The sequence below is a fragment of the Methylobacterium tarhaniae genome (assembly GCF_001043955.1).
GTDB classification, from domain to species: Bacteria; Pseudomonadota; Alphaproteobacteria; order Rhizobiales; family Beijerinckiaceae; genus Methylobacterium; species Methylobacterium tarhaniae.
The window spans coordinates 15,019-27,242 of record NZ_LABZ01000244.1 but is presented as its reverse complement, the minus strand read 5'-3'; the positions used below and the strand labels follow the sequence as shown (position 1 = coordinate 27,242).

The window sequence follows — 12,224 nt, the reverse complement described above, 5'->3', positions numbered from 1 at the left end:
CGCGATCCTCGGCGGCGGCGCCTCCTCCTTGCGCTTCGTGAAGGAATTCCCGCAGGCGGCGGAGGGCGTGATGGATTGCAATCACTGGCCCGATCCGAAGAACCCGCTGACGGCCGAGCTGCGCAAGCGCACCGAGGCGGCGGGCCGCGCCTTCGCCTACAACGTGCCGATGAACTACTCGGCCGTGCGGCTGATGGCCGAGGCGATCGAGAAGGCCGGCGCGCCCGACCGGCTCAAGATCATCGAGGCGCTCTCCACCCAGAGCTTCGCCAGCGGCGTGATGCCCTACGGCCAGTCCAAGTTCGCCAACGGCCAGAACACCAGCGCGCTCCCGCTCAACACCCAGGTCCAGGGCGGCGACGTGAAGGTGGTCGCGCCCGAGCGCTTCGCCGAAGCCAAGACGAACTTCCCGTTCAAGGCGTGACGATGTACTCGCCCCAGATCCTGATCGAGGCAGCCCTCAACGGCCTGATGACGGGGGCGGTCTACGCCCTCATCGCCCTCGGGCTGACCCTGGTCTACGGGGTGCTGCACATCATCAACTTCGCCCACGGGGCGCTGCTCACCGTCGCGATGTTCGCGGTCTGGGGTGCCTTCGCGCTGTTTCACGTCGATCCGTACCTGGCGATGCTCGGGATCGTGCCGCTGATGTTCGGCCTCGGCTACGCCCTGCAGCGTTTCGTCATCGGCCCGGCGAGCCACGGCAGCGACAACAACGTGCTCCTCGTCACGCTGGGCCTGTCGATCGTGCTGGAGAACGGGCTGCTGGCGCTGTTCCGCTCCGACACCCGGGCCCTGGATTCCGACGCCGCGCTCCAGGTGGTCGAGCTCGGCCCCCTCTTGCTCTCGACGCCGCGGCTCATCGGCTTCGTGGCGGCTTTGGCCGTCACCGGGCTGCTCTGGCTCGTGCTCAACCGTTCCGACACCGGCCGGGCGATCCGGGCGGTGGCGCGGGAGAAGCTCGGCGCCCGCCTCGTCGGCATCGAGGTCGACCACGTCTACGCGGTCACCTTCGGGATCGGCTGCGCCTGCCTCGCCGTCGCCGCCTGCCTCTTGATGCCGACCTACTACGTCAACCCGCGCTCGGGCGCCGCCTTCGTCCTCGTCGCCTTCACCATCGTGGTGCTGGGCGGCATGGGGTCGATCGCAGGCGCCCTGGTCGGCGGCCTCGTGATCGGCGTGGTCGAGAGCTTCTCCGGCCTGCTGCTGGGCGACAGCCTCGGGCAGATCGGCATCTTCCTGATCTTCATCCTGGTGCTGCTGGTGCGCCCGACCGGCCTGTTCGGAGCCCGCGCATGAGCGCCCGCGACCTTCTTCCCCTGATGCTCGTCCTGGCGGTGCTCGCCGCCCTGCCCTTCCTCGGGCTGTCGGGCAGCGCCCTCAACTTCCTGGTCACGACGCTGATCATCGCGCTGGCCGGCCTCGGCTGGAACGTGCTCGGCGGCTTCGGCGGCCAGTACTCCTTCGGCCACGCCGCCTTCTTCGGCACCGGTGCCTACGCCACCGCCGTGCTGCAGATGAAGTTCGGCTGGAACGCGTGGGGCGCGCTCGCCGCCGGGATCGGCCTCGGGGCGCTCGTCGGCCTCGCCATCGGGTTCTTGAGCTTCCGGGCGGGCCTGCGCGGCTCCTACTTCGCCCTCGTGACGCTCGCCTTCGCGGAGGTCTTCCGCATCCTGGCGAACGCCGCCGACATCACCGGCGGCGCGGCCGGCCTGCTCATGCCCCTTCGGCCGGGCCTCGCGACCCTGCAATTCGCCGACCGCCGCGTCTTCTATCTCCTCGTCCTCGCCTTCGTCGGCCTGGCGCTCCTCGCCTCGCGCTGGCTCGAACGCTCCCGCTTCGGCGCCCACCTCATCGCGGTGCGCGAGAACGAGGAGGCGGCCCGCGCGCTGGGGGTCGACGCCCTCTCGGTGAAGCTGCGCGCCATCGCCCTCTCGGCCGCGATCACGGCCGCCGCGGGCGGGCTCTACGTGCAGTACTTCCTCTACCTCGACGCGGGCGTGGCCTACGGCACCTGGATCTCGGTCGAGGCGCTGCTGGCGCCGATCGTCGGCGGCATCGGCACCGCCTTCGGGCCGCTGGTCGGGGCGCTGGCGCTGCAGGGCCTCGGCGAGGTCACCAAGCACCTCGCCGGCGGCATCCCGGGGGTCGACCTCATGGTGTTCGGCGCCTGCCTGGTCGCCGTCATCGCCTTCGCGCCGCAGGGGCTGCTCGGCCTGCGCCCCTTCCGCCGCCGCCGCAAGGCCCGCGACGCGCGCACCGCCCCGGTGGGAGCCTGACCCATGCTCGCCGTCGATTCCCTCACCAAGCGCTTCCAGGGCCTCGTCGCGGTCGACCACGCGTCGCTCGCCGTGCCGGCGGGCTCGATCACCGGGCTCATCGGCCCCAACGGCGCCGGCAAGACCACCCTGTTCGGCATGATCTCGGGCTTCCTCATCCCGAGCGAGGGGCGGGTGCTGTTCGAGGGGCAGGACGTCACCGCCGAGGCGCCGCACCTGCGGGCGCGCCGCGGCATCGCCCGCACCTTCCAGATCGTCCAGCCCTTCGCCGGGCTGACGGTCGCCGAGAACATCGCGGTCGGGGCCTACCTGCGCCATCCGCGCCGCACCGAGGCCGTGGCGAAGGCCCGCGAGGTCGGGATCCGGGTGGGCCTGGGCGACCAGCTCGACAAGCCGGCCTCCGACCTCACCGTGGCCGGGCGCAAGCGCCTGGAAGTGGCGCGCGCGCTCGCCACCGAGCCGCGGCTCCTCCTCCTCGACGAGGTTCTGGCCGGGCTCAACCCCTCGGAGATCCGCGACATCCTGCCGGTGGTGCGCGCCATCCGCGACGGCGGCGTCACCATCCTGATGATCGAGCACATCATGCAGGCGGTGATGACCCTGTGCGAGGAGGTCTTCGTCCTCGCGCAAGGCAAGATGGTCGCCTCCGGCCCGCCGCGCCAGGTCTGCGCCGACCCCCACGTCATCGAGGCCTATCTCGGCAAGGGCGCGGCGGCCCGGCTGAAGGCCGAGGAGCCCGCCCATGCTTGAGGTCTCCGGGCTCCGCGCCGGCTACGGCGCCACCGAGGTCCTGCGCGGCATCGACCTGAGCGTGCGGGCGGGCGAGATCGTCGCGGTCCTCGGCGCCAACGGCGTCGGCAAGACGACGCTCAACAAGGTCCTGTCCGGGGTGGTGTCGGCCAGGGGGGGCGAGATCCGCTTCGACGGCTCGGCCATCACCCGGGCCTCGGCCGCTTCCATCGTCGAGGCCGGGCTGGTCCACGTGCCGGAAGGCCGCAAGATCTTCCCGAACCTGAGCGTGCGCGAGAACCTGGTCCTCGGCAGCTACCGGCGCGGCCGGGCGCGGCGGGCGCAGAACATCGAGCGCGTCTTCTCCACCTTCCCGCGCCTGCGCGAGCGGGCCGGCCAGGCCGCCGGCACCCTCTCGGGCGGCGAGCAGCAGATGCTGGCCATCGGCCGCGGCCTGATGGCCGAGCCGCGCCTCCTCATCCTCGACGAGCCCTCGCTCGGGCTCTCGCCGCTCCTCGTCGAGGAGATGTTCGCGCTCGTGCGTACCCTCAACCAGGAAGGGCTGCCGATCATGCTGGTGGAGCAGAACGTGGTGCAGTCGCTCGATCTCGCGACCCGCGCCTACATCCTGGAGAACGGCACCGTCGCGCTGGAAGGCGACGCCGCGGCGCTGGCCGCCGACCCGGCCCTGCGCCGGGCCTATCTGGGGCTTTGAGCGATGGGCATCGTCACTCCCGGCATCGTCCCGGCCACCACGCTGCTGGCCGAGCCCAGCCCCGCCTGGCTCGGCCGCTGGACCGCCTTCGCGGCCGGCCTCTCGCCGGCCGACATCCCCGACGTCGCCCTCGACCGCGCCCGCCTGGTCCTCCTCGATTGCCTCGGCGTCATCGCCGCCGGGATGCGCGAGCCGGAATGCCGGGCGCTCGCCGAACGGCTCGCCGCGCGACGCTGGGGCCCGGCCCCGGCGATCGGCAGCGGCCTGGCGCTCGATCCCCGCGACGCCGCCCTCGTCAACGGCGCCGCCGGCACGACCCTGGAACTCGACGAGGGCAACCAGTACGCCCGCGGCCACCCGGCCATCCACGTCGTCCCGGCGGCCCTCGCCGCCGCGCAGGAGGCGAACGCCTCGGGGCCGGAGCTGCTCACGGCCCTCGTCCTCGGCTACGAGATCGGCGCGCGGATCGGCATCGCCTCGCGGTTGCGGGTGACGATGCACCCTCACGGCACATGGGGCACGGTCGGCGCGGCGCTCGCGGTGGCGAAGCTCCATGGCGCCGATGCCGCCATGACCGGCCGGGCGATCGGCCTCGCCTCGTCGCTGGGCCTCAGCACCAGCCGGCGGACGATGCTGGAGGGGGCCACGGTGCGCAACACCTATGCGGGCTTCTCCAACCAGCTCGGGCTCACCGCCTGGGACCTCGCCGAATCCGGCTTCCTGCCGGAGCGCGACGGGATCGGCACGGTCTATGGCGGCATCCTCGCCGACGACTTCTCCGCCGACGCGATGGTCGAGGATCTGGGGGTGCGCTGGGAGATCGCCCGCAACTACTTCAAGCGCCACGCCGCCTGCCGCTACACCCACGGCGCCCTCGACGCCCTGGCGCAGATCCGTGCCGAGGCCGGACCGATCGATCCGGATTCCGTGCGCTCGGTCGAGGTCGCCACCTATGTCTGGGCGGCGCAGCTCGACCATCCGGCGCCGGGGACGATGCTGGCGGCGAAGTTCTCCCTGCCCTTCGCCCTCGCGGCGGCGCTGGTGCGGGGCGAGGCGAATACCGACGCCTTCCGGGACGAGGCCCGGGCCGACCGCCGCATCCTGTCGCTGGCCCGCCGGGTGATGGTGCAGGAGGACCCGACCATGACGGCGCAGCTCCCCGGTCTGCGTCCGGCCAAGGTCACCCTGACGCTGGCCGACGGCCGCAAGCTCTCGGCCCAGGCGCTCACCAATCGCGGCGACACCGAGGACCCGTACTCGGCCGACGATGTCCGGGAGAAGTTCCGGGCGCTCGCCGGGCCGGTCTGGGGGGCGGAGCGGAGCGAAGAGGTGATCCGCGCGGTGGCGGGGATCGAGCGGGCGGACGGGGTCGGGGCGTTGCTGGCGCTGGTGGCGTGAGCGTATGCCAGCCCCGTGCAGCGACCCGTGATGAGACGAGACTAAGCAGATTTCGCAAAAGCGGTCGCCGGTTTTGCGACAAAAATCTGCGACCGAACAAGAACCTGAGCGGACGAAGCGTCGGCTTGCCAACGCAAGTCTGCTTAGACATTTAAAGCCGCGTCTATCGACTGCAAGATCAAGCGCGAGCGCACGCCAGAAAGGCACAGGATTTCTCCTCTCCCCGCGAGCGGGGAGAGGAGAAGCGCGCACTCACGAATGCGATGAAACCGAACGAGGAACACCCCGCGTCATGTCCCTGAAGTCCCGTCTCGCCGAGGATCGCGTCCTCGTCGCTCCGGGCGTCTACGACGCCCTCACGGCCTCGATCGCCACGGATGCGGGCTTCGAGGCCCTGTACCTCTCGGGCGCGGCCATCGCCTATACCCGCCTCGGCCGTCCCGATATCGGCCTGGTCTCGATGAGCGAGGTCGCCGAGACCGTGACCCTGGTGCGCGACCGGGTGGCGACGCCCCTCGTGGTCGATGCCGATAACGGATACGGCAACGCCCTCAACGTCGAGCGCACCGTGCGGCTGTTCGAGCGGGCCGGCGCCAGCGCGATCCAGCTCGAGGACCAGAGCTACCCGAAGCGCTGCGGCCACCTCCAGGACAAGACGCTGATCGGGCAGGCCGAGATGGTCGGCAAGATCAAGGCGGCGCTCGACGCCCGCCGGAGCGACGAGACCCTGATCGTCGCCCGCACCGATGCGGTGGCCGTCGAGGGCTTCGAGCGCGCCATCGAGCGGGCTCAGGCCTATTCGGAAGCCGGGGCCGACGTGCTCTTCGTCGAGGCGCCGCGCTCGGCCGACCAGCTCGCTTCCGTGACGAAGGCGCTGGGCAGCACCCGCCCGCTGCTCGCCAACATGGTCGAGGGCGGCGACACGCCGCTCGCCTCGGCCGCCGATCTCGGCGCGATCGGCTTCCGCCTGGTGATCTTTCCCGGCGGCATCGTCCGGGCCCTCGCCCGCACCGCCCAGGCCTATTACGGCTCGCTCGCCAAGGCCGGCACCAACATGCCCTTCGCCGACCGGATGTTCGATTTCGGCGAACTCAACGCGCTCATCGGCACGCCCGAGATGCTCGCCCGCGGCCGCTTCTACGAGGGGGCGGAACGCGCCCCCGCGGGCGCTATGGAGGGAAGCGCCCAATGACTCCGATCGATCCCGTCACCCTGGCGGTGCTGAAGGGCCGCCTGGAGCAGATCGCCGACGAGATGGACGCGACGCTCTATCGCTCGGCCTTCAACCCGATCATCGCCGAGGCCCGCGACGCCTGCCACGGCCTCTACCACGCCACCACCGGCGACACCCTGGTCCAGGGCACCAAGGGCCTGCCGATCTTCGTCGGCGCCATGGCCTTCGCGGTGAAGGCCGTGATCGCCAAGGTCGGGCGCGAAGGGGGCTTGCACCCCGGCGACACCTTCCTGTTCAACGATCCCTATAGCGGCGGCACCCACCTCAACGACTTCCGGCTGGTCCGCCCGGTCTTTCGCGATGGCACGCTCTTCTGCTGGCTCGCCTCGGTCGGCCACTGGCTCGATATCGGCGGCAACGTGCCGGGCGGCTACAACCCGAAGGCGACGGAGAGCTTCCAGGAGGGCGTGCGCTTCCCGCCGGTGAAGCTGTTCTCGGCCGGGCACCTGAACCAGGACATCGTCGACATCCTGGCCGCCAACACGCGCGTCCCGACCTCGAACTGGGGCGACCTCAACGGCCAGCTCAACGCCCTCGACCTCGGCGAGCGCCGCTTCTCCGCCTTGCTCGACGAGTACGGCGACGCGACGGTGGACGCCGCCTTCGCGGCCTTCTCCGACCGGGCCGAGGCGCTGATGCGCGCCGCGATCCGCGCCCTGCCGGACGGCCGCTACAGCTTCTCGGACGTGCTCGACAATGACGGCATCACCGACGAGCCGCTGACCATCGCCCTCGACCTGACGATCGACGGCGATCGGCTGGTCCTCGACTTCTCGCGCTCGTCGGCGCCGGCCCAGGGACCGATCAACATCTCGCACGCCACCACGGTGGCGGCCTGCTACGTGGCGCTGAAGCACGTCTTCACCGAGGTGCCGGCCAATGCCGGCTGCCTGCGGCCGATCACCTTCACGGTGCCGGAGACGACCCTGCTCGGTGCCGGCGCGCCGAAGCCGATGGCGGGCTATACCGAGACGATCCTGCGGCTGATCGGCGTGGTCTTGGGGGCCCTGGCCGAGGCCGATCCGGAGCGGGCGACCGCCGCGCCCTTCGGCACCATCAACGCGCTCTCGCTCGCCGGCCACCGGGCGGACGGCTCGCGCTGGGTGATGTTCTCGTTCTTCGGCGGGGGCCTCGGGGGCAACCCCGAGACCGACGGCCTGAGCCACGCCAACAACCCGATCTCGACCGCGACGATTCCCCCGGTCGAGATCCTGGAGGCCGCCTATCCGGTGGTCTTCACCCAATGGTCCTTGCGCCCCGACAGCGCCGGGGCCGGCGCGCATCGCGGCGGGCTCGGCGCTGTCTACGAGATCGAGACCCTCACCGATGCCGACGTGTTCCTGCTCGGCGAGCGCGGCAAGGTGGCGCCGTTCGGCGTCAAGGGCGGGCAATCCGCGGCGCTGAACCGCTTCGCCTGGCAGACCCCAGAGGGCTGGGCGAGCCCGCCGATGGTGTCGAAGGTCACCGACGTGCGGATCAGGGCCGGCGAGCGGGTGCGGCTCGAGACCCCCGGCGGCGGCGGCTTCGGCCACCCGGCCGAGCGCGACCGCGACGCCCTGAAGCGCGACCTGCGCCTCGGCTACGTCACCCCCGAAGCGGCTGCCCGCGACTACGACCTGACGACCGGAGACGAGCAATGACCCCCCGTGCCATCGTCGGCGTCGATGTCGGCGGCACCTTCACCGACCTGTTCTACTACGACGAGGCCGCCGGCCGCTTCCAGACCGGCAAGGTCCCGTCGAACCGCGGCGACGAGGCGGTCGGCTTCCTCGCCGGGCTCAAGGGTTTCGGCCCGGTCGCCGGCCTCGCCTCGATCGTCCACGGCACCACCGTCGGCACCAACGCGCTCCTGGAGCGGAAGGGCGCCCGGATCGGCCTCATCACCACCCGCGGATTCCGCGACGTGCTGGAGATGCGCCGGCGCGACCGGCGCCACACCTGGGGCCTGTGGGGCGACTTCGTCCCCGTCGTCGACCGCGACCTGAGGCTCGAGGTCGACGAGCGCACGCTCGCCGACGGCACGATCCGTCAGGTCGTCGATCCGGACCAGGTGGCGGAAGCGGCCCGAGCCCTCCTGGAGAACGGCGCCGAGGCCCTGGCGATCTGCTTCGTCAACGCCTACGCCAACCCGGAGAACGAGCGTGTCGCCATGGAGGCGGCTGCCGCCGTGTGGCCGAACGCCAACGTGGAGCGGTCCTCGGGCATCCTGCCGGAGATCCGCGAGTTCGAGCGCACCTCGACCACGGTGCTCAACGCCTATCTCCAGCCAGTGGTCGGCAGCTATCTCGGCAAGCTCGACCGGGCGCTCGAATCCGAAGGTTTTTCCGGTCGCTTCCACATCGTCCAGTCGAACGGCGGCGTGATGTCGACCGCCACCGCCCGGCGCCTGCCGGTGCGCACCGCCCTGTCGGGGCCGGCGGCCGGCGTCATCGCGGCGGCGGCCATCGCCAAGGAGGCAGGCTTCCCGAACGTGATCACCGGCGATCTCGGCGGCACCTCCTTCGACGTGTCGCTGGTGGTCGAGGGCGAGACGGCTCTGGCCGCGCAGACCACCATCGATTTCGGCCTCGTCATCCGCACGCCGATGATCGAGATCAGCACGATCGGGGCCGGCGGCGGCTCGATCGCCCATGTCGATGCCGGCGGCCTGCTCCAGGTCGGGCCGGAAAGCGCCGGATCGCGGCCGGGCCCGGTCTGCTACGGCCAGGGCAACACCCGCCCGACGCTGACCGACGCCAATGTCGTGCTCGGCCGCATCAATGCCGAGCGGCCGATCGGCGGGGCCCTGAAGCGCCTCGACGTCGAGGCGGCCAAGGCCGCGATCCAGGAGCACGTCGCCGCCCCGCTCGGCCTCGACGTGATGGCGGCGGCGGAGGCGATCGTGCGCGTGGCCGACGGCAAGATGGCCGGCGCGATCCGCCTCGTCTCGATCGAGCGCGGCCACGACCCGCAAAAGTTCGCCGCGGTGCCGTTCGGCGGCGGCGGGGCCTTGCATGTCGGGGCGCTCATCAAGGATGTGGGCCTGCGCGGCGCCCTGGTGCCGCGCTATCCGGGCGTCACCTCGGCGCTGGGCTGCGTCATCGCCGACATCCGGCACGATCAGGTCCAGACCCTCAACCTGTCGCTGGCGAACCTCGATGCCGCCGCCCTCGACCGGCGCATGGTGGCGGAGGCAGAAGCCGCCCGCGAGGTCGTCGAGGCCGCCGGCCTCACCGTCTCGCGGATCGACACGGTGTTCGAGCTCGACATGCACTATGTCGGCCAGACCCACACCGTCGCGGTGGCTCTGCCGGTCTCGGTCGAGAGCGGCACCACCGGCATCACGACGGCGATCATCCAGGAGGCGTTCGAGGCCGCCTACCGCACCTCGTTCAGCCGCCTGCTGCCGGGCCTCGGCACCCGGATCGTCAACCTGCGCACCGCGGCGATCGGGCGGCGCCCGCATTTCGATCTCGCCGCCCTGGCGCCGGGGGCGGATGCCTCGCTGGAGGCCGCCCGCCTCGGCAGCCGGCCGGTCTGGTTCAACGGCGCCTGGCACGAGGCGGCGGTCTATGCCCGCCTCGCCCTCCCCGTCGGCGCCGAGATCCCCGGCCCGGCGATCCTCGAGCAGCCGGACGCGACGACCGTGGTCGATCCCGACCTGACGGCCCGGGTCGACCGGCTCGGCAACGTCGTGGTCACCCGCACGGGGGAGCCCGCATGAGCCATCCCGCGATCCCGATCGCGCGCACCGCGCTCCTGATCTGCGATTTGCAGAACGACTTCCTGCATCCGGACGGCGCCTATGGCCGGGCGGGGCAGACCGCACCCGAGATCGCCGCCGTGCCGGCGACGGTGCGGCCGCTGGCCGGGCTGATCCGGGAGCGGGGTGGGTTCATCGTCTCGACCCATTTCACGCTGGTGCCGGGCAAGGGCGGCGAGCCGATGATCTCGCCCCACCTGCGCGAATTGCGCCCATTCCTGAAGAAGGGCGATTTCCTCCCCGGCGCCTGGGGCCACGCGCTGGTGGACGAACTCCAGCCCGCCGACCTCACGGTCGAGAAGGTCGCCTACTCGGCCTTCTACATGACTCGGCTCGAGTGGGTCCTGCGCAAGGCCGGGATCGAGCGGCTGCTGGTGTCGGGCATCGTCACCAATGGCGGCGTCGCCTCGACGGTGCGCGACGCCCATGTCCGCGACTTCTCGGTGACCGTGCTGTCGGATGCCTGCGCGGCCTTCTCGCCTTCCGTGCACCAGACCGCGATCGACGCCCTGAAGCCCGTCTGCCGGGTGGCGACGGTCGCCGAGATGCTGAAGGAGCTTTCGGCATGAGGGTCGAGCCCGCCGGATCGATCACCTTCGACATCGACGTCCCGGTCGCGGTGATCGGCGCAGGCGCCGCCGGGCTGGTGGCGGCGCTGGCCGCCGTTGAGGCCGGGGCCGAGGTGCTGGTGATCGAGCGCGATCCCGTGCCCCGCGGCTCCACCGCCCTCTCGGCCGGGCTGGTCCCGGCCCCCGGCACCCGCTGGCAGCGCGAGGCCGGCGTGGAGGACAGCCCGGAGCTGTTCTCCGCCGACATCATGGCGAAGGCGAAGGACGAGCCGGATCCGGCCCTGGTCGCGCGCCTCGCCGGTTCCGTCGGCCCGGCCCTCGAATGGCTGAGCCACCGGCACGGCCTGCCCTTCTCGGTCATCACCGATTTCCGCTATCCGGGCCATTCGGCCAACCGGATGCACGGCCTGCCGAGCCGGTCGGGGGAGGAGTTGGTCGATCGTCTCGCCCGGGCGGTCGAGGAGGCCGGCATCCCGATCCTGTGCGACGCCACGGTCGACACGCTCTACCGGGAGGGCGACGCGATCCGCGGCTTCGGCCTCGTGCGCCCCGACGGCGCGCGCGAGCGCGTCGCCTGCCGGGCGCTGGTGCTCGCCTGCAACGGCTATGGCGGCAACAAGGCCCTGGTGGCGCAGCACGTGCCGGAACTGGCCGGCGCCCTGTATTTCGGCCACGAGGGCAACCAGGGCGACGCGCTGCTCTGGGGCGAGGCCCTGGGCGCCGCCACCCGCCACCTCTCGGGCCACCAGGGCCACGGCTCGGTGGCGCATCCGCACGGCATCCTGATCACCTGGGCCACGATCACCGAGGGCGGGTTCCAGGTGAACGCGGAGGGGCGCCGGTTCTCGAACGAGAGCAAGGGCTATTCCGAGCAGGCGGCGGAAGTCCTGCGCCAGCCCGACGGCCTCGCCGTGACGGTGTTCGACGAACGCATCGCGGCGATCGCCCGCCAGTTCGAGGATTTCCGCCGGGCCGAGAGCGTCGGGGCGATCATCGCTGCGGACAATGTCGCGGAGCTGGCGGCGCGGCTGCACCTGCCGGAGGCGGCCCTGGCCGAGACGCTGGCGGAGGTCGAGGCGCTGAAGGCCGCGGGTGGACGGGACGGGTTCGGCCGCTCCTTCGCGGGCGTGCCGGCGCTGACGGCGCCCTACCGGGCGGTGCGGGTGACCGGGGCCCTGTTCCACACCCAAGGCGGCCTCGTGGTCGACGACGAGGCGCGGGTTCTGACGCAAGGCGGCACGCCGATCCCGAACCTGTTCGCGGCGGGCGGCGCGGCTTGCGGCGTCTCCGGGACCGGGCCGGGCGGGTATCTCTCGGGCAACGGGCTGCTGGCGGCCGTGGCGCTCGGGCGTATCGCCGGGCAGGCGGCGGGGGCGATGGCTCAAGGCCCGCCGCGCAAGCCGCTTCAACAGGTATCGCCCGGAGAGGGGTAGGGGCGATCAAAGATCGCACGAGGGTGCTACGGTTCAGTGTAAAGCGGGAGCCGTCGTGCTGGCAGCGGGACGGTTCAGTCGTTTTACGGAACCGTCTCCACCCTCAGCCCTAACCCCTCTCCCGT

General features: G+C 71.7%; 11 protein-coding genes. All 11 read left to right on the top strand.

The features are described 5' to 3' along the window. The coding region (locus VQ03_RS27150) for an ABC transporter substrate-binding protein (protein ID WP_048454038.1) at window positions 1–424 on the top strand (424 nt) is incomplete at its 5' end. A 2-nt stretch (window positions 425–426) separates the two neighbouring features. Then, the gene (locus VQ03_RS27145) at window positions 427–1,299 is read left to right on the top strand and encodes a branched-chain amino acid ABC transporter permease (RefSeq protein ID WP_048454037.1); all 873 of its coding nucleotides are present in this window, start codon (window positions 427–429) and stop codon (window positions 1,297–1,299) included. Continuing rightward, window positions 1,296–2,279 carry a branched-chain amino acid ABC transporter permease gene (locus tag VQ03_RS27140; RefSeq protein ID WP_048454036.1) on the top strand — a complete coding sequence of 328 codons (984 nt, stop codon included), beginning with the start codon at window positions 1,296–1,298 and terminating at the stop codon, window positions 2,277–2,279. The genes VQ03_RS27145 and VQ03_RS27140 overlap by 4 nt, the downstream gene beginning before the upstream one ends. Before the next feature lie 3 nt (window positions 2,280–2,282). Further along, window positions 2,283–3,029 carry an ABC transporter ATP-binding protein gene (locus VQ03_RS27135; protein WP_048454035.1) on the top strand — a complete coding sequence of 249 codons (747 nt, stop codon included), beginning with the start codon at window positions 2,283–2,285 and terminating at the stop codon, window positions 3,027–3,029. Then, entirely contained in the window at window positions 3,022–3,723 is a 702-nt protein-coding gene (locus VQ03_RS27130) for an ABC transporter ATP-binding protein (RefSeq protein ID WP_048454034.1), read from the top strand. Before VQ03_RS27135 ends, VQ03_RS27130 begins: the two co-directional genes overlap by 8 nt. Window positions 3,724–3,726: 3 nt before the next feature. After that, window positions 3,727–5,121 (top strand): MmgE/PrpD family protein, encoded by a 1,395-nt coding sequence (locus VQ03_RS27125; RefSeq protein WP_048454033.1) that lies wholly within the window; start codon window positions 3,727–3,729, stop codon window positions 5,119–5,121. 292 nt (window positions 5,122–5,413) lie between these two features. Next, entirely contained in the window at window positions 5,414–6,313 is a 900-nt protein-coding gene (locus tag VQ03_RS27120; RefSeq protein WP_048454032.1) for an isocitrate lyase/PEP mutase family protein, read from the top strand. Further along, entirely contained in the window at window positions 6,310–7,995 is a 1,686-nt protein-coding gene (locus VQ03_RS27115) for a hydantoinase B/oxoprolinase family protein (protein WP_048454031.1), read from the top strand. The genes VQ03_RS27120 and VQ03_RS27115 overlap by 4 nt, the downstream gene beginning before the upstream one ends. Further along, window positions 7,992–10,058, top strand: a complete 2,067-nt coding sequence (locus tag VQ03_RS27110; protein WP_048454030.1) for a hydantoinase/oxoprolinase family protein — start codon at window positions 7,992–7,994, stop codon at window positions 10,056–10,058. The genes VQ03_RS27115 and VQ03_RS27110 overlap by 4 nt, the downstream gene beginning before the upstream one ends. Then, window positions 10,055–10,666, top strand: coding sequence for a cysteine hydrolase family protein (locus VQ03_RS27105; protein WP_048454029.1), 612 nt, complete (start codon window positions 10,055–10,057; stop codon window positions 10,664–10,666). Before VQ03_RS27110 ends, VQ03_RS27105 begins: the two co-directional genes overlap by 4 nt. Next, window positions 10,663–12,099, top strand: a complete 1,437-nt coding sequence (locus VQ03_RS27100; protein ID WP_048454028.1) for an FAD-dependent oxidoreductase — start codon at window positions 10,663–10,665, stop codon at window positions 12,097–12,099. Before VQ03_RS27105 ends, VQ03_RS27100 begins: the two co-directional genes overlap by 4 nt. Window positions 12,100–12,224: the final 125 nt, after the last annotated feature.